Source organism: Shewanella sp. DC2-4 (genome assembly GCF_013248875.1).
GTDB lineage: Bacteria > Pseudomonadota > Gammaproteobacteria > Enterobacterales > Shewanellaceae > Shewanella > Shewanella oncorhynchi.
Genome location: NZ_JABRVR010000002.1, coordinates 926,111 through 945,390, shown reverse-complemented (window position 1 = coordinate 945,390; position 19,280 = coordinate 926,111). Strand labels below are relative to the sequence as shown.

Annotated in this window: 14 protein-coding genes; 7 read left to right on the top strand and 7 right to left on the bottom strand. The window is 45.0% G+C overall.

Annotated elements, in window-relative coordinates; all coding sequences use genetic code 11:
* Positions 1 to 236 precede the first annotated feature (236 nt).
* The gene (locus HQQ92_RS04815; RefSeq protein WP_173243546.1) at positions 237 to 2,024 is read left to right on the top strand and encodes an aminopeptidase P family protein; all 1,788 of its coding nucleotides are present in this window, start codon (positions 237 to 239) and stop codon (positions 2,022 to 2,024) included.
* A 160-nt stretch (positions 2,025 to 2,184) separates the two neighbouring features.
* On the opposite strand, the gene HQQ92_RS04810 is transcribed toward HQQ92_RS04815, so the two are convergent.
* Complete coding sequence (locus HQQ92_RS04810) at positions 2,185 to 3,450, bottom strand: HD-GYP domain-containing protein (RefSeq protein ID WP_028761335.1); 1,266 nt, start codon at positions 3,448 to 3,450, stop codon at positions 2,185 to 2,187.
* 531 nt (positions 3,451 to 3,981) lie between these two features.
* On the opposite strand from HQQ92_RS04810, the gene HQQ92_RS04805 reads away from it, so the two are divergent.
* A complete protein-coding gene (locus HQQ92_RS04805) occupies positions 3,982 to 5,550 on the top strand; it encodes a methyl-accepting chemotaxis protein (protein WP_173243542.1) in 1,569 nt (522 codons plus the stop codon).
* Positions 5,551 to 5,911: 361 nt separating this feature from the next.
* Positions 5,912 to 7,213, top strand: a complete 1,302-nt coding sequence (locus tag HQQ92_RS04800) for a DEAD/DEAH box helicase (protein WP_173243539.1) — start codon at positions 5,912 to 5,914, stop codon at positions 7,211 to 7,213.
* 117 nt (positions 7,214 to 7,330) lie between these two features.
* Here HQQ92_RS04800 and HQQ92_RS04795 read toward each other — a convergent pair whose 3' ends face one another.
* Positions 7,331 to 8,221, bottom strand: coding sequence for a hypothetical protein (locus HQQ92_RS04795; protein ID WP_173243536.1), 891 nt, complete (start codon positions 8,219 to 8,221; stop codon positions 7,331 to 7,333).
* Positions 8,222 to 8,260: 39 nt separating this feature from the next.
* Positions 8,261 to 8,599, bottom strand: a complete 339-nt coding sequence (locus tag HQQ92_RS04790; RefSeq protein WP_309247074.1) for an ankyrin repeat domain-containing protein — start codon at positions 8,597 to 8,599, stop codon at positions 8,261 to 8,263.
* A gap of 307 nt (positions 8,600 to 8,906) precedes the next feature.
* Here HQQ92_RS04790 and HQQ92_RS04785 point away from each other — a divergent pair, with 307 nt between their 5' ends.
* The 3 genes from HQQ92_RS04785 (at position 8,907) to HQQ92_RS04775 (ending at position 11,193) form a co-directional block, all read left to right on the top strand.
* Positions 8,907 to 9,560: a peroxiredoxin-like family protein gene (locus tag HQQ92_RS04785; protein ID WP_251071016.1), complete on the top strand. Its 654-nt coding sequence runs from the start codon at positions 8,907 to 8,909 to the stop codon at positions 9,558 to 9,560.
* A gap of 99 nt (positions 9,561 to 9,659) precedes the next feature.
* Positions 9,660 to 10,295, top strand: coding sequence for a DUF2913 family protein (locus tag HQQ92_RS04780; protein ID WP_168822978.1), 636 nt, complete (start codon positions 9,660 to 9,662; stop codon positions 10,293 to 10,295).
* Positions 10,296 to 10,440: 145 nt separating this feature from the next.
* Entirely contained in the window at positions 10,441 to 11,193 is a 753-nt protein-coding gene (locus tag HQQ92_RS04775) for an ABC transporter substrate-binding protein (RefSeq protein ID WP_173243534.1), read from the top strand.
* Positions 11,194 to 11,273: 80 nt separating this feature from the next.
* Here HQQ92_RS04775 and HQQ92_RS04770 read toward each other — a convergent pair whose 3' ends face one another.
* From HQQ92_RS04770 to HQQ92_RS04760, 3 genes are read right to left on the bottom strand one after another with little or no spacing between them, the layout of a single operon-like run.
* Complete coding sequence (locus tag HQQ92_RS04770; protein WP_173243531.1) at positions 11,274 to 11,795, bottom strand: hypothetical protein; 522 nt, start codon at positions 11,793 to 11,795, stop codon at positions 11,274 to 11,276.
* An 18-nt stretch (positions 11,796 to 11,813) separates the two neighbouring features.
* A complete protein-coding gene (locus HQQ92_RS04765) occupies positions 11,814 to 13,937 on the bottom strand; it encodes an aldehyde ferredoxin oxidoreductase (RefSeq protein WP_105251825.1) in 2,124 nt (707 codons plus the stop codon).
* Between the two features lie 16 nt (positions 13,938 to 13,953).
* Positions 13,954 to 14,598 (bottom strand): 4Fe-4S dicluster domain-containing protein, encoded by a 645-nt coding sequence (locus tag HQQ92_RS04760; protein ID WP_105251824.1) that lies wholly within the window; start codon positions 14,596 to 14,598, stop codon positions 13,954 to 13,956.
* A 355-nt stretch (positions 14,599 to 14,953) separates the two neighbouring features.
* Between HQQ92_RS04760 and HQQ92_RS04755 the strand changes: the two genes are divergently transcribed.
* A complete protein-coding gene (locus HQQ92_RS04755) occupies positions 14,954 to 17,323 on the top strand; it encodes an OmcA/MtrC family decaheme c-type cytochrome (protein WP_173243528.1) in 2,370 nt (789 codons plus the stop codon).
* A 158-nt stretch (positions 17,324 to 17,481) separates the two neighbouring features.
* On the opposite strand, the gene HQQ92_RS04750 is transcribed toward HQQ92_RS04755, so the two are convergent.
* Positions 17,482 to 19,260 (bottom strand): flotillin family protein, encoded by a 1,779-nt coding sequence (locus HQQ92_RS04750; RefSeq protein WP_173243524.1) that lies wholly within the window; start codon positions 19,258 to 19,260, stop codon positions 17,482 to 17,484.
* Positions 19,261 to 19,280 lie beyond the last annotated feature (20 nt).

The following is a 19,280-nucleotide window of genomic DNA, read 5'->3' as shown; positions in this document are numbered from 1 at the left end:
CTTTTCATGCTCAAAATCACATAAATAAATTAACAACAAACCCCATAACCTCAAGCGTCTTACCTGCACAAATTCACGATTGTATACAAAATCCTTTATTCGCTACCCTTGCATCTAGCGCGCTAGACTTGCGATAATCCGAGCCGGTTAAAACTCAAATCAACATAAACCTACTCATCCTTAGGCGATCTTCGCCTACCGACTCGCATAGCATGCCAGTCTTAATTGGAGCCCTTATGTCACAATCAATCGCTAACCGTCTCGGTGCTATTCGTAACGAATTAACATCTGCTAATCTCGATGCTTTTATTATTCCCCGTGCCGACGAATATCTGGGCGAATATGTGCCAGCACATAACGAACGTTTGTACTGGGCAACCAACTTTACCGGTTCGGCGGGTATGGCTATCGTATTGAAAGATAAAGCCGCAATATTTACCGATGGCCGCTATACGGTTCAAGTTCGTTTGCAAGTCGATGCCACACTTTTCAGTTATGAAAGCCTAACTGATACACCACAAATTGAGTGGTTATGTGACACGTTACCAGCGGGGTCTCGCGTTGGCTTCGATGCGCGCTTACACACCTTAGCTTGGTATGAAAATGCCAAAGCAACCTTAAATAAATCCCAAATCGAATTAGTTGCAGTTGAACAAAACCCCATCGATTTGCATTGGCAGAATCGGCCAGCACCGTCGAACGCTCCTATCACTTTGTTTAGCAACGAGAGTGCTGGTAAAACCAGCCTGCAAAAACGCATTGAAATTGGTGCATTAGTAAAAAAAGCCGGTGGTGATGTCGCCTTAATCGCCGCCTTAGATTCTTTCTGCTGGCTACTCAACATTCGCGGCAATGATGTACCGCGCCTGCCCGTTGTACTCGGCAGTGCCCTGCTCCACGCCAATGGCGATATGCAGCTTTTCACCGATTTAAGCAAACTCCCAGAGGGCATTGAGGAGCATGTTGGTGCTGGCGTAAGCTTTAAGGGCGAGGCATCTCTTGCCGATACACTCGCCAGCATGCAGGACGTAAAACTACTGGCCGATCCGAATTCTGCAAACGCTTGGGCACAAAACATTGCCCGTGAGGCAGGAGCAAAATTGATAGCTGGAATCGATCCTGTCGCTTTACCTAAAGCGCAGAAAAACGCCGCAGAACTGGCCGGCATGCGTGCCTGTCATATCCGCGATGGCGTCGCCGTGAGTCGATTCCTTGCATGGCTCGATGCCGAAGTGGCAGCCAATCGTATGCACGATGAAGGCACCCTTGCGGATAAATTGGAAAGCTTTCGCCTAGAAGATGAGCGTTACCGCGAGCCAAGTTTCGACACGATTTCAGCTGCCGGTCCTAATGCCGCTATGTGCCATTACAATCACAACAATGGCACACCAGCCATGATGACAATGGACAGCATCTACTTAGTGGATTCTGGCGCTCAGTATATTGATGGCACGACAGATGTGACCCGTACCATTGCGATAGGTGAAGTGACCGATGAGCATAAAAAAATGGTTACGCTGGTGCTAAAAGGTCATATTGCCCTCGACCAAGCACGCTTCCCAAAAGGCACCTCAGGTCAGCAGCTCGACGCTTTCGCCCGCCAATATTTATGGCAACATGGTTTTGATTACGAACACGGTACAGGCCATGGTGTGGGTCATTTTTTAAGTGTGCACGAGGGTCCGCAGCGCATAGGTAAAAATGTCAACGGTATCGCATTGATGCCCGGCATGGTGCTTTCCAACGAGCCGGGTTACTACCGCGCTGAGAGTTTTGGCATTCGCTTAGAAAACCTCGTCGTAGTGCAACACTGTGAAGCACTTAAAGGGGCTGAGCGTGAAATGTATGAATTCGATGCGTTGACTATGATCCCTATGGATGCGCGCCTTATTGATAAGAGCCTGTTAACGCAAGGGGAAATAGACTGGTTTAATGCTTATCATCAGCAAGTATTCAATACACTTTCTCCGTTGATGTCAGGGGATGAATTGGCTTGGTTAACTCAAGTGACTAAAGCAATTTAGCACTCCGCTGATAAATAGCGATTTAAGTCGTTATTTTAGTCACTTACGCGCTATAAAATAGAACGCCCAAGGCAATTAGCATTGGGCGTTTTTTTAGCGCTATCAGTGTGTTTTAAAACCCACGCCTTATTTCAAAACCATGATTTAAAAACATGAGTCGCTAAACCATAGTAGGTTGTGCCATCGGCTGATAAGCATCATCCAGCGATGCTTTAGACAACACTTCAAAGTCCTGATGAATTTCAATAAAACAATCGACTAATTCAGGGTCGAAATGCTGACCTTTGCCTTCAATAATTAAGTCGATAGCCTCTTGGTGGCTAAAGGGCCGCTTATAACATCGGGGAGAAGTCAGCGCGTCATAAACATCAACTAGGGCCACTATCCTCGCCGAAAGCGGAATATCTTCACCTTTCAAACCAAGGGGATAACCACTACCATCCCACTTTTCATGGTGACCCGAAGCAATATCGCGGCCCATCTGAATAAAAGTACATTGGGGCGCATATTCCAACAAACTGCGTAGCACTTGTCCCCCGATCACAGGATGAGCTTTAATTTGTTCAAACTCCTGCGGCGTTAGTTTACCCGGTTTAAGCAAAATCGCATCGGCAATACCGACCTTACCTATATCGTGCAAAATGGCCGACAAACTAATGTCTTGAATATAATCTTCGTTCAATTCTGCAGGAGGATTGGCGGCCAGTAGTCGCTGCGACGCGAGCATTTTCGAATACTGCCGCATACGTAGCAAATGCGCGCCCGTTTCGTTATCTCTGTATTCGGCGAGTTTAGCTAAGCCTAATACGGTAGCTTGGCGTGATGCTAAGGTTGAATCGAGTGCGTCAGCCAACTTACCTAATAAATAAGTAATAGTTAACGTCAACATGGCATTGGTCACGATAAAATTGACCACCACAACGGCCCAAATACCGACGCTATAACCTTGGGTTTCAGGCCAATTGAGCCAATTAAAATGATAGGCAAAACCAATCAATACCAAACTTAGCCCATTCAAACACTGGGCATATAAGCTGGCTCGATTTCCTAAAAATATACCGACTAACGGCGGGAAAATAAATAACCAGAAAAAACCTGCTCCCGAAGGGCCAATCGCAATTAAAAAACCGATGCCAATTGCATAACCCAGCAAGCAGCCACAGCCAAAACGCGTACTATCAGCAAGCTTAGGAAAATACAGTAAAAGCAGTAAAAACAGATAAGCCAGCGTATCAAATACCACCATAAACCAGAGATCGGCGATGACGCATAAATACACACTAGTGATGTATACAGGCACGCAGAGAATCGCTAGAAAGCCAAATAAACGTTCAAAAATCAAACGTCGCCAATGTGGCAGTGCCGCCGCTGTTCCCAAGGACGCTGTGGCTAATTTAGTTACACCACGCCTAAGTGATATCGCCATGGGAAGTTCCTCTTATGTAGCATTCCCGCTGTGAGCTAATAAACTAGAAGAGCAAAATCAAGATACACCACTGAAGCAAGGAAAAATAAACCATCTTTTGTTGCCCATTAAAGAATAGACTAAGGCCAATAAAGCGCTCCATGAATACTGCGATATCAAGCCGAATCAACGACATTAGTCCAATATCATCGAACATAATTTATATTTAAGATGAATGACAAATACCCACTCAAGACATAAAAGAATAACCCTATACAAAATACTAGAATTAACGATTTAACAGGATAAACGCTCGTTTAACTCCACATTCTCGCTACTTAAAAACTTTATATATTGCAATAGCTTATAAATACGACGAACGATTGATTTTCACCAGTCAGCCATGAGAAACCGCTCTCCTATACCCACACAAAAATGATACTCTTATCACATAACAAGCTTACTCCGATGAGAGTCAGCACAAGAAAATTCGCGCCTAACACCGCGCCCTGAACCCTAATGAACCACATCGGCCCTGAATGGACACACTAAATGAGCCAGAGTAACGCCTCAGCGAATAAAATAGTTAATACACAGAGATCAGATCAAGAAATCTGCTTAACACCACAAGATGAACTCATTTCCACCACTGATACTCGCGGTATCATCACTTACGTTAACGCCCGTTTTGCCGAAGTCTCAGGCTATAGCGATCAAGAATTGATTGGCAGTGCACACAATATGGTGCGCCATCCGGATATGCCGAGCGCCGCCTTTAAAGAAATGTGGGGAAAACTTAAGTCGGGCCAATCTTGGCGCGGCATAGTCAAGAACCGCTGTAAAAATGGTGGCTTCTATTGGGTTGATGCCTTTGTTTCGCCCTTGTTTGAAAACGGCACTATTATTGGTTACCAATCGGTGCGCATTCAGCCTCAAGCCGCCTACGTCACGAAAGCTAATGAGATTTACCAAAGACTCAAATTAGACAAATCCATTCCTAAACCCTTAAGTTTAATGCAAAAACGTATCGTATCTGCGGTTGTAGCCTCCACAGGTTTACTGATCGCTGGCTACTTTTGGGGCTGGGGCGTAATTATCGCAGGGGCGATTCTGATGAGTTTAAACCTCGCCATTTTCTACGATGAGGCTTTTCGTATTCCCGCTAAACTGATTGAAATGCAAAACAAATATGACTCTATCAGTCGTTACATTTACTCGGGTGCAGATACCTCTTCTATCCTCGATTTCCAGCTCATCATGCTACAGGCCAAAATGAATGGCGTACTTGGGCGTACCCAAGATCAAGCCAATCAATTACATGCCATTGCCGATCAATTAGTGGTCGCGACCGAGCAAACCTATGTCAGCCTAGATCAAGAGAAAAGTCAGCTAGAACAGCTCTCTGGCGCGATGGAAGAAATGAGTTCAACCATCACAGAAGTGGCGCAGAATACCCATCTCACCTCTACCAGCATCAATACCGCCTATGCTCTCTGCCTTAAAAGCAGTGCCAACATGAAGGCCAACACTCAAAAAATGGAGCAACTGGCAAAGTCTGTTGCCGATGCCACCAACAATGCCCATCAATTAAATAAAGAAGCCGAGCAAGTCGCTAATGCGATGGGCGAAATTGACTCTATTGCCGAGCAAACTAATCTCCTCGCCCTCAATGCCGCGATTGAAGCTGCCCGTGCGGGTGAACAAGGCCGTGGGTTTGCCGTGGTCGCCGATGAAGTACGCGCCCTATCGAGCAGAACCCAGCTATCGACCAACAGTATTTCTAAGAGTGTCGATAAGATGTTCACTATGCTCAACGCATGGGCCAAAGAAATGGAACAAAGCCGTCAACATGCGGAGCGTTGTGCCAGCGATATTCAGCTGTCCGCCGACAATGTAAACACCATTTACCAAGAAGTGAGTGATATCCACACCTTTGCCCAACAAAATGCAGTGGCAGCCGATCAACAGCGTCAAGTGGTCAATGAGATCGCCAGTAATATTCACTCCATCACCCATGCCAGCGCCGAGAACTTAGCTGCAACCCATCTGATTGGTGATGCAGCCCATCTTCTAAAACACAATGCCGAAAAAGCCCTCGGCCTGAGGCGCACCTTCGGTTAAACATAAGTACAAGATCCAAAATACCGCAGCCTAGGTTGCGGTATTTTCTAATGTAGCGAGCTTTAATCCATATTGTTGAGTCCATATTTTACTCAACCCTTGTATAGATCAATAAGACCTAGCCCACCTGAACCAGTGCCAAGCCTTTTATCCCCTCCTGATGAAATGATGCAGATAAAATGCCAAAACACTAAAAAGTACAGGTTTTAACCGAAATTTTTGCTATACTCCGCGCCCGCCATTTTTCTTATAAAATCTGTGTGGAAGAATGAGCCAGCCGGTACACCTCTCTCCTTTAGACGAGTGATAAAGAGGCTAGTGGCGCTTGAATGTTTGAATAAGTGAATGATAGGAATCCAAAATGAGATTTGAATCTTTTAGTTTTTCCCCCGAGATTTTGCGCGCTATCTCAGATTGCGGTTATCAACAAATGACGCCTATTCAGCAGCAAGCGATACCTGCTATCCGCCGCGGCCAAGATGTCTTAGCCAGTGCCCAAACTGGTACGGGTAAAACCGCCGCTTTCGCGCTGCCGATCCTGCAAAAGATGGTTGAAAAGCCAAGCGAAACGCTAAAGTCGAATGCCCGCGTATTAATTCTTACGCCGACCCGTGAGCTTGCAGCTCAAGTGGCTGACAACGTCACGGCTTACTGTAAATATTTAAATTTCAGCGTATTAACCATTTACGGTGGCGTAAAGATTGAGACTCAAGCGCAAAAGCTGAAACGCGGCGCCGATGTGATTGTTGCCACCCCTGGTCGTTTACTTGAGCACCTTACCGCCTGTAACTTAAGCCTGTCGAACGTCGACTTTTTAGTGCTAGATGAAGCCGATCGAATGCTCGATATGGGCTTTAGCGCCGATATCCAAAAGATCCTTCAAGCGGTAAATAAGAAGCGTCAAAACCTGTTGTTCTCGGCCACTTTCTCAAGTGCGGTGAAAAAACTCGCCAACGACATGATGGTTAAACCGCAAGTGATCAGCGTTGATAAACAAAACACTACAGCCGACACCGTCAGCCAAGTAGTTTATCCGGTTGAACAACGCCGTAAACGCGAACTGCTTTCTGAGCTTATCGGCAAGAAAAACTGGCAACAAGTGTTGGTATTTACTGCGACCCGTGAAGCCGCCGATACGCTAGTCAAAGAATTAAACTTAGATGGTATCCCATCTGAAGTGGTCCACGGTGAAAAAGGCCAAGGCAGTCGTCGCCGAGCACTGCGTGAGTTTGTGGCGGGTGATGTACGGGTGCTAGTTGCCACCGAAGTCGCCGCCCGTGGTCTGGATATTCCAAGCCTTGAATACGTAGTCAACTATGACTTACCTTTCCTCGCAGAAGATTATGTACACCGTATCGGTCGTACAGGCCGTGCAGGAAAAACAGGCGTAGCCATTTCATTTGTGAGCCGCGAAGAAGAGCGCACGTTAGCTGATATCGAAAAATTGATTGGCCAACAGATTCGCCGCGTCACTGTGCCAGGTTATGAAGTTGGCAGCCGCGAATTGCTATTAAAGCAATTGCAAACCCGCCGCAGTTTTGCCAAAAAGCAACAAAGAACCGACAACGTCGGTGCTCAAGTTGCTGCTGAGAAAAACATGCAGGGCCGCCGTGTAAAAATGAAAGTTGGTCAAGCACCGAGCAAGACCAAAAAACTTAAGTAATTATCCGTTGATTGATATTATCAGTGTTTGTTAATATTGATAAAACAGCGATTTTAAAGCGTCCATAACCGGACGCTTTTTTATACTCACTCAATAATAACCTTGGTAACCTTTATCTCACCGTATTATGTTACCCAATAACGCTTGAAGCCTTGTTTCATTTATACTATTTTCGCCTCGCCACCCCGCGAGAGGAAGCATAATATCCGATCGAGTACTTCCAGGGTATTTCACACTACAGATATCGGTAAAATAGGTGAATCCATCATATAAAGGTTTTACATACGGATTTGGCATAATTCCCAATTCAGCCAATACCATTAATTGTCCGCGAAAACTATACTTCTCATAGTTAGGAATAATTTTAGCTTTCTTGATGCGCTGTTCTAATTTTCCGGGTGTTTCATCTTGAGGAGCTTGACGGATCATATCGATTAACGATATCAATATACTGATATCCTCTGGTGTAGGAGTACAAGGTGAAATGGCAGTAAACTCTTCTAATTCAACAAGATTACCACACCACCTTTCATTCCATACACTCCCGGCATAGCAACTGAATATTTTATGTCCTTTTTCTATCCAAACATTTCTTCTTATTGAGCAAACGGGGCAAACATCCCCTTCGCTGACCATTTTATGTTCGGGAACCGCTTGAGCGAACAAATAACTTAATATGGGTTGTCTTCCTCTTGGAAAACTTGAAAAGCCACATATATATGCCGAAATCAAATTCTCAATCGATAAGTGAGGATGCTCAAGCAACGTTTTATAAGAGTTAATACATTCATCATGACTATATTTGATTATCTGATTAACAGGATAACCACTCTGTTCAAGTGTTAGTATTTCTGCATTAGATAAACCGTCATTAGAATAGTGTGTAGTCCCAGACTCGCAATCAAACTGGTCTCCATTATCTATTCTTTGCATATATCCATTTTCGTCTTTGATATAAGACTTTTTAAAATAGATTTTCTTTAATATTTTAAATAATCCCTTATCCATTTACAGCTCCCGTGATTGAATATTGAAGTGCAATACAATTTATCGATGACCACGTTGAACGCCACCATAGCGCTCCAAATACTTCACCATTTTTTGACTCGTGGCGGTATAACTCCCTATATGAAACTCGCCATGCCAATGGGCCAGCTCAACAGGAAGGTGACCTAAGTTATTGGCATGATGGACATCGGCCCCAGCTTCAACCAGTAACATGAGAATATCGAGTAATTGCAGTTGGCAGCAATGCAATAAAGCCGTCATATTTTGTGAGTCGATATATTCGACATCAACACCCTGTTTGACCAACTGTTTTACGGTAATGATATCGTGTTTTACCACGGCATCAATTAAGGCTTGCCCCATCAGCTTGTCGTTCACTCGTTTTAACCACTCCAACACTACGCTGTAATCGCGATAAAATCCAAATGGTTACCGTTATAAATACCTCACCAACCAACCCAATTGGTATCACATTGGTGCAATCATCTGCATTGGCTTGTAAGAATGTTCGGCAATTGCCGCTCTTTTAATGCTCATACCCGTTTAGTGCTAACTCGAACCACTCTTAAGCAAGTTAGACATAACAAATAGAGATTTACGCAATATCTCTTTGTCTAAAACGAGGGAAATATTAACAACAACGACTTAAAAAACGAAGAAAACAAAACCAAATTAAGGACTTTATATGCAAACCGCTTCGATGTTACACAGGTTTTACTTCACAACCATCTTACTACTAACAAGTCTAACGGCTATGGCGCAACCCATTGCTAAGGATGAATTTTCCATCAGTCCGCTACTTAATGGTCAGCAAATCCCTAAGGTAAAGTTGCAAGATATCAATGACAAAACGGTCGATTTAGCAGAATTAACCCAGAAAAAACCAACCATTTTCTTCTTTTACCGTGGTGGCTGGTGCCCATTTTGTAACAATCAAATGGGGCAACTAAAAGCCATTGAGCCTGAGTTATTAAAAATGGGCTTTCAGTTAGTGGGAATTTCACCCGATACGCCAGCTCAACTTAAGGCTTCGGCGGCAAAAAATGAACTTAAATATCTGCTGCTTTCCGATGAAAAAATGCTGGCATCCCAAGCCTTTGGTTTAGCTTTTTACACTAGCGAAAAGGTGACTGAAACCTATACCGCACGCCTTAAGCTCGAGAATCCTTTATGGATCACCCCAGAAGGTGCCAAACGTTTAGTCTTACCTGTACCCGCCATTTATATCAGCGACGACAAGGGATTAATTCATTTTCAATATATCAACCCTAACTACAAAGTGAGGCCCGCGCCAAAGCTGATTTTAACCGCCGCGAGTTTGGTGGGATCGCAAGAATAAATATCGGTTTAACGACCGCTTTGCTAAACTAGCTCCGCCGCAATCAATATCGTCCAAGTTCAAATAGATAACATCACTTCAGCCCGCGGCGGAGTCATAATGAATTCTCAAACCTATAACCAAGCTGTGCTCGAACTCGCCCTTGCGGGTCTTGCCGATTTAACCGCTTCAGCACAGACCAAGAAAGCCCAGCGCACCTCTGCGCAGGAAAGTCATTTTTTGTGTAATTGGATGGTCGAGTCCTTAAAGGAAAAACGCTTTTCTAAATTGGTAGCCGACGATCTCACGGCTTGGATACGTTTGGCTCGCAGCCAAGGTGCGGGCGCCGAACTCAAGCGTTTACTAGAAAGGATAGTGTATCAATATCAATCAGTTGAGACATCGGAGCCCGCTTTAGGCACGGCATTAAATGCCATGATTGAGACCTTAAAACAAGCCGATTGGTTAGTCTTTACTGACACTGAAATCAGTGCCAAGCTGAAACTCGATGGTGATGGTCAATCTAGCTTAGTGATTGATGCCAAAGAATTTAATCAACATATTAAAGACAATCAGCTGATCAAGCCAATCAACTTATATGTCCGCGCCGATGAACAGACACTAACGCGTATCGCCCTGTCCCATGGGTTATTGCTCAGCCAAGGCAACAAGAAAACCAGTTTGATTAAGCACCATAAAACCTATCAAATTTTCCCTAATAATCAGCAGCCAGCTTTGTGTCAGCTATTGGCTTAAGGTGTAATAGCGAAAAGCAGAAAATAGCTTAAATATGGCGGATGTGACTGATTGTGATCCAATAAACAATTCATTCACACAGTTTAGATAGAATGACCATCGGATAGGTCTTAGCTAAAGCAGAGATAACAAGGATAAAAGCAATATGGTTAAGCGATGTTTGCAGTATAAACACTTAGTTCGATTTGCCTTGTTCACCCTTTACTTGACTCAACAGTACGCCTTTGCGGAACAGCTCAAATACAATATCACTGGCTCCTATTCTTGGTATCCGTATTTTATCGGTGATCAAGCCGAGGCGCCGGGGATGATCACTGAGCTTATTCCGATCATTTTATCTATGGCTGCAATCCAAGGTGAAATCCTCGCCCTGCCGCCAAAGCGCACCAATAATGCACTAGAAACCGGTCAACTCGACTTTGATATCGTCAGCCCCAGTTGGTTTGAAAAGCAGGATTTAGGGCCGCTGTTTGTCAAATCGGCCCCCATAATGCAAATCACTGAATATGTAGTCACATTACCAGAGAATGTCAGTAAATATAAAGATATCAGCCAGATAAAAGGCCAAGAAATAGGTACAGTGCGCGGTTATTTATATCACGACGATAAAGATTTTATCCGCGCAGACTTTACCTCAGAGCAGGAGCTGATCAAAGCCTTAGATAAACACAGAGTCAATGCCGTTATTGCTGGTAATTACCCAGCCTTGTATTGGTCGACTCAGTTGCGGATCCCTGTCGCACTGGCGGCAGTGCATTCTGATGGTGACTTAGTGTTTAGGTTGCGAAAAGAACATGCCGATTTGCTTCCTGCCATCAATCAAGCCATAGCGACACTGAAGGCCAATGGTAAAATTGACGAAATCATCAAAAAGTACACTCAAACGCTGGCAAGCTAATTTCACGCTAGCTATATGAGATATTTGCGATAAAAAAGCGCCCGAAGGCGCTTAATCAATATCAATGAGGTCGCAGAATCTCAGTTTGACCATTCACAAGGATCATAATTAGCGAGGACGGCCGCATAACTGTGACTCAATCCCAGAGTCGAGTAGTAATAACCTTTCCCCTGATTGTCCACTGCATAATGGATATCCTCAGCCCCAAGCTGTTGCGGTAATTGCTCACGCACATTGGCTAATGTAGGCTCATCATAAAGATAGGGGGCAAACGTCAGTACACTCTCCAGATAGACCTCAGTATGGCGGCAACTATTGCGACGGATCTGGGTAATAATCGCCTCAAACGCTTCACCCCGCTCCAATGCTAACCATTGCTCAGCGTAACGTTCAACTATGCTTCTGTCGGAATAGAAGAAATACCGCTTATCCGACAAACGCATCTGCACATCCTTGTAAGCCTCATTGAGGATTAGGCGAATATAACTGTTAACCGTTTGCTCACTATCCCACTCGAGCCCTGCCACGGCGGCGATTTGCTCCGCCGTGACTAAGCGTCCGTGTTGGCTAAATACCCTGATATAACCGACAAGTTCAATCATAGTGTCCAACTATAGTGTTCAACTGGGTAACAGGCCTCTAGCCGCCAATCTATCGGCAACAAAACCTAGGCTAAACTTGTCGAGCGTGGCCCGAGTTGGCGCACCGGTTTGAATATCCCAACCAAAGGCTTCATAGAACATGTCCAGCGCCGTTTGCATGTCAGCGCGGTCCATCTTGATGGTGCCCTCTTGACCGAAGTTTTTATCTGGATTCAAATCATAAACCCAGTCACTGAGCACATCATGCTCTTCGCGCATATTGCTTTCATTCATTTGCAATACGGTTAAGGCACGGTGTAAATGCAGCACTCTTTCCGCCTTAAAGTCCAATTCAGTTTCTGTGGTTTCAATCCCAGTCACTAAACTGAACATCTGCGATTCAATGGTGCTATCGCCTTCATAGTTGCGATTTTTATCCGGTGATGCCAGCAGTGGGAACATCCAATTACACAGTGTCAGAGAGTCATGTAATACGTTTTTCACCAGCGACCATTTTGCAAAACGGATCTTAGCCGCATTGATTGGGGTATACCAATTCACCTTATCGAATGCACCTTCACCCCATTTTTTCTCGGCAATCGCCACTGTCATATCATGTGGCAACCCACTGTTAACTATGTTGATGTGGGAATGACACTGAGCATCACGGTTAAAGACGACGTTGATTAACGTACCCACCTGACCCGCGGTTTCACTGGCATGGTGCACGGCAGCATTGGTTTTCTTGTTGAATACCTTAGTTGCACTTTCTTTGTGAATATCCCAATTACCTAACTTGGGATTGGTTCCATCTAACCCCCAACGCTTGATCAAATCATATAAGCCGTCGGCCATATGGGAAATTTCACCTTCTTTAAACGCCACTCGGCGATAAAAATCAAGTAAGAAAGCGGGATCTTGGTTATCCCAGAGCGCCCAAGGAATGCTGTTAAATTCATCTTCAGGTAATAAATGCTTAAACATATCCTTTGTTTTTAGGAATTTAAATAGATGAGAAATGGAGCCATAGTTACACCAAATACCATAGTCATCGAGAATATGAGCCCCTAAAGCGCCCGCCATCGCATGTGCTTCTGTACCATTTTTGGTGCCCATTAAATACTGTGGTACGAGGAATCCCATACAGACGTTAGATATATGTTCGGTTTTACGACCGTATTTGCTTTTCAATTCAGGGACTTTTAGCTCGCAGAAGCAACGTATTGGGCATGAATGACAGCCTCCCGTACGCTTCATCCACTTATTGGCATATTCCACACCAATGTAGCTTTCTGCCATCGAAGTTCGAAACCCAATACGATTGCGTTCATTCCATGGCACTTCGCCTAAATCGATTTCTTGATCGGCAGCGCCCCACTTCAAACCGGGCCGAGATTTCCAGCGGCTGATGGGGGCTGAGTACTCAGCCCAAGATTGCGGCGTTGAAGGAACGACACCATTATTGTTGGCACCGATAATACCTAAAATATGGTCATCTAAGGCACGCATCTTTTCATTATTGGCGGCGATTTTAACGGCGCCAGTGCCGATAATGCCGATCCCTTTACAATTTTTTGACCCCATTACCGAGCCATGACCACCTGCTGAGTGCCCGCCCTGAGTCATAATGACAGAAAGAGGCACTTGGTTTTCACCCGCTTGGCCAATGGCCGCCACTTGTGCATTGGGTCCCATCATTTGCGCGATCATAGCGTGGGTATCAAATATACCTTTACCCCATAGGGCATCGGCAGGTTCAATCGTGACCTTATCATCCACAATTTTAAGCCACACAGGACTGCTCGCTTTGCCTTCTATCGCAATCGCATCGAAGCCCGCAAATTTCATTGCGGGTGAAAAATGCCCACCAAAGTGACCATCGGCAATCAGATGTTTTTCAATTACGGGACTACGGGAAGTAATGGTTGTTCGTCCAGTACAAATAACGCCTGAACCCGTTAATGGTCCGGCAGAAAAGACAATAATATTATCTGGGTCGATTGCTGTAATATTATCCTTATGATCATCCCACAATATTTTATAACCAATCCCCATACCACCGATATAGTCATAATATTTATTGATTGGCTCATACCATATATGATTAGTTGTTAAATTAACTCTGAGGACTTTACCCGCCCAACCACCTATTTTATCACTCATATTATTTCTCCTGAATTTAAGAAACTAAGCCGGTATATTTTTCGTATTGTTCTAATGCAGCTTCAGCCTCTTCCCAGTTATAAAATTTAATTGCACCTGTAGGACAAACTTGCGCGCAGGCAGGTTTACCGTTACATAAATCACATTTGACGGCTTTCATTTTACTGCGAACAACTTTAATGACTTGCTGAGGACACTTATCTGCACAATAACCACATCCGACACAACGTTCTTCATCAATCACTTTGGCGCCAGTTTGTTCGTTCGTTGAAATAGCTTGCTGTGGACAAACTTCAGTGCAGACTTCGCAGTGGCGACAAGTGGAAGGAACAACGGTTTTATCGCCGCATTCTCCTCGTTGTATTTCATAGTCAAATTGCACACCATGTGGGCCATAGTTCATATTTCTTTCTACTTTGACGCGGGCAAGTGTCGGACTGCTATCCCCTTCATGGTTCCAACCACAGGCAATTTCACAGCGTCTGCAGCTAACACAAACCGTAGGGTTCACCACCATGAGTCCACCAGGCATGACTTCTACTATCTCTTGGCTATTACTGTCACTGCCACAACCGGTCAGAAAACTTATTAATGTTCCGCTATAAACTGTACCGACAGCAACGCCCATACCGCCTTTAAGCATTCCTCTTCTGGTAATCATATTTGATCCTTTATTAGTCAAAGCAATATAATTAAAATATGCATACACTTTGATTCCCGACAATTTATGCTAAAGTAATTATGTCTTTGATTTTTAACCTGCGTCACAATTACCCATATTGGGGCATTATTAGATCAAGTTACACGACATGCATCAGAGTAACGTTTTCAAGAATTAACAATTCAACATCTAGAAAATTTAAATAATGCCTCACTTCAAATTACCTTGATATAATTAACAAATAACTTTTAAATTTGGTTAATTAAGTGCAACTCAACTCATAACTAAGTTAATATCTATACCGCATACATTCCGATTAGAGTCCCGACAGAATCTAATTAAAAAGGAATGGAAAATGATGAAAACGAATACCCGTTCTCAATGGAAAATCTTTACGCCAATGGCAGTCGCAGTCTGTCTGATGACAGCCTGTTCCGATGGTGACGATGGGAAAGAAGGTCCACCAGGGATTGTGAGTATCAGCATTGAACAAGCGGATACACTCAAAGCGACAATAGAAAATGTGGTTATCGATGCACAAACTCATGTGCAGGTCGATTTCTTCCTCAGCAATGCCAATGGTATTGCGGTCACAGGGCTAGAAAACCTGAAGGAGCTAGATACCTTAGGTGTCGGTATTGCCAAATTAGCACCGCCGCAGGAGCACTATCAAATCACCCAAGCCGCGGCGAATGCTATGGCAACAACTGGCACAGAAGTCACTAACTCTGCAGCAAGCGCGACAGATGCTGCGTTGCAATGGACCAGTTACATCAATAATCAAGTAGAACCTGCAACAAATGCCCAAGCGAATGCACAGACTCAGTGGCAAGCAGGCATTGAAAGCAACTGTAAAACGGCGTGTCTAACCTCCTTAGGCGCGGGCCAATACCGTTACACTTTGAGTAAACCACTCACGGGTTACTCACAATTTACGGGGATAGATACCCAGTACTCGCCTGAGCTCACCCACAGAATTTACCTAGAGTTAAAACCGTTCGCAAATAGCCCAATCGACACTCAGTTGATCAACAGCGTGTACGATTTTGTGCCCGCCACAGGACAGACAGTCGCGGCGGATATGGGCCGTAAAGTGATCGCGCCAGAACAAGCCTGTTTTCGATGCCATAACCCAGACTTAGCCAATACCGACACTCGCCTTTTGATGCACGGCAATAAACGTTTTGCCTTTGAGGGCTGCGTTGTCTGTCACACGACTTACTCTGGCGATCCTGAAACGGGTAATAGCCTTGATATGGCGACATTGACACACCAGATCCACCAAGCCAAATATCAAATTGTAGGTTACAAGGGACAGCTATATGACTACGCCAATGTGACCTTTCCCGGTGATATGGCCCAATGTCAGCAATGCCATATTCCCGGCGCAACGGCGCAAAGTGGCAATAGTAATATCCCCAGTAAAACCGCGTGTCTTGACTGTCACAAAGCGCAAATCCCCGCAGATTGGAATGGTACTGTAGCGGGTTTATTCCACAACAGGGAAATTTTTGCCACCCCATGGGCACTGGGTTGTAGCGGCTGCCACCCTGATAGCACTAATCCTGAAGGTGTCGGGCTTTTCCACAATGCCGCTGTGAAAACAGCCACTAAGCTGGTGAGCGATTACCAAGTTAAGTTACTGAGTTCGCAGCTAAGCGTTGAAGCTAAGACCCTTGCGGTGACATTGCAAGTGCAGCAAATGGAGCAACTGCCCGCCAGTCAACCTATGATAAAATCCTTCTGGTTGATTGCCACAGGTGAAACAAATAGCGCGAACATGCCAATCAATAACGGCCAGCGTAAAGTGTGGGATTTATTAGCAAACAGGAGCGACGTCGCCTTAAAAATTACCGCGCCCAATCAGCTAACAGTCACTATATCTAACCTGTCGGCTGCCGATTTTGGCGATCTGAGTCAGTCAAAACTCTACAGTAAACTGGTGCTCTGTGCCGATAAAAATACCGGCTTTGCCGTTAACTGTAATATCGCAAATCAAGAGGTGAGTCTCAGTGCCATTAATTCGCTAAGCCTGCAAGGTCAAGCTGTTACGGCAAAAGCTAAGGTCGATGAACAGGCCTGTCGCCAATGTCATGATCAAGGATTAGAAGATAGAGTTCTGTCAGCGCATCAAATGAAAGGAATTTTTGAACCCAATAGCAGCTGTGGCACCTGTCATGCACCGCAAACAGCAACCGCACTGACCGATGGGCAATGTCAAAGTTGCCACAGTAATGATGCGATTATGTATCTCAATGCCAATGTGATGCATACTCCTGGGGCCAGCCAAATCAAGCCCTATCGCACCATCAACAATACTTTGAGCTACAGGGAAATGGTGCATTCACTGCATGCGGGAACCCGCACTGTAGTGGGTTTTGATAACCCACGTCCCGAACTCACTTACCCTAATGCAAAAAATAACTGTAGTGTTTGCCATAGCGCAGGACAGCTCAGTCTCGAGGGGCTAAGTGCACAACAATCCCTGTTAGTTGCGACACCCGATGCAGCCAACATAGGGCAAATTGCCGAGTACTCACCAACCTTAGCAACCTGCACGGCATGTCACACGCTTATCGATAGTTTAGTCGTCCATGCACGTAGCTTTGGCGGGGTTTACCAAAGCGATGCCAGCGGTGGTCGAATTTACCAATCAGGACAGGAGTCATGCGCAACCTGTCATGCCGAAGGTCGCTCATCGGGGGTCGACAAGGTACACAAATAAGCCGTTAGATTTGATTTAATGCCAAAAAAAAACCGCTCACCATAATGGTGAGCGGTTTTATTTCATTCGTCCTATTTATCAATCTTTTGTCCGCACAAGGCTCAAAAGAGCAACGGCGAGCGCTTTACTTGATTTGACTTAGTTTAATGTCGTTGAGATTAAGGCTTGAGCACACTTTGGCTCTCTACTACCTGCGTTTGGCTATAGTCCTTAGGTCTAGAGTTCGACAAGGTCACACCACTTAAGGCTTCGGCGGTTAAGGTGTTATTGCCGTTCAATAAATCATTCAAAGTTCCAGAGTCGCCATTCACTAACCCTAACTCCCTGAGCATGGCATCGATAACAGGCGCATTGGCGCGATAGTTTAACGCTGCACTGGTCACTTGCTCTGCGATGCCACCTTGATGGTGAGCACCTTCGCCACCCGCAGCAAATTGATGACCTGCACCATAACCTTGAAGAATCTTAATACCTTCAATGTTTTCTAACGGCTTAACGGCTTGGGCCACAATTTCAGGCAAGGCCTTCAAAATGGCGAGGGATTTTTGCAGGGCAATCTGCTCATCACTCAAGACGTTTTCAGCTTCGTAAAGCGCTTGTTTACCTGCTGCTTCAACGGCATACACTTTTTCATCCGCTTCGGCCTGCAGTTTTTTCGCATCGGCACTGGCGCGCGCTTCAATCAGAATCGCACTCGATCTGTCTTCAGCGGCACGTTTCTCAGCTTCGGCCTGCACTGTTACGCCGACTGCATCACGCTCAGCTTCCTTACGGGCATCAATCACTTCAATCTCTTTGCGACGATTAGCTTCTGCCACTTGGCGCGCTGTGATTACCGCTTCTTCTTTTTCAACTTTCAGTTTTTCGGCTTCAGCTGCACGGGCACGAGCTGCTGATTCTTCTTCAGATTTGGCCGCTACCGCAATGCGTTTTTCCTGCTCAGAAACTTCGATATCCCTTTGCTGTTGAATGCGCGATTGCTCAATCGACTTATACTTTTCAATCTCACGGGTTTCGATATCTTTGGTCTTTTCGATTTCAGCGGTTTCAATGGCGCGCTCTTTGGCAATCTCGGCTTCGCGTTCTTCACGAGCCTTGTTTTCTTTCTGCTTAATAATCTCCGCTTTTTGATCGGCGCGTTTAAATTCTAACGACTGTTGCTGGATCAGGCGCGCTTCTTCTTCCGACTTTTCAATCTCTAGGGATTCCTTTTCAGCTTCGAGGTTACGCTGCTCGATCTTAATGCGGTTTTCCTGCTGAATATCGTTGGTTTCCTTGCGCTTCTCTTCGATAATCTTCGCCAGACGCGCACGACCTTCGGCGTCAAATGCGTTGTTTTCATTAAAAAACTGCAAATCAGTTTGATCGAAACCCGTTAATGAAACCGATTCGAGTTCGAGACCGTTTTTCTCCAGATCGTTGGCGACGTTATTTTGCACCCGTTGCACAAAATCGGCACGCTGCTCATGCATTTCTGTCATGGTCATTTCGGCGGCCACGGCACGCAGCACGTCAACAAACTTAGACTCCATCAGCTTTTTAAGCTCTTCAACGCGGTTTGTACGCGTGCCTAAGGTTTGTGCTGCCATTGAAATACCATCGGAATGTGGGGCTACACGCAAGTAGAAATCGGCCTTCACATCGACACGCATTCTGTCCTTAGTGATCAGCGCATCTTTCTGGGTTTTCTCCACTTCGATACGCAAAGTGTTCATGTTTACCGAGATGGTTTCATGTAATACAGGCAACACAATAGCGCCGCCATCTTTAATGATTTTCTCACCACCAAAGCCGGTACGCACAAAGGCCATTTCTTTGGTTGCACGTTTATATAACTTGGCGAAAATTAACCCGATCACAATGAGGCCGAGTAGCACCATACCCGCAACGAGCAAAATAAAACTACCGGATGAACCTATGTTTGTTAACACATCCATTTGATTTCCTTTCAATTGAT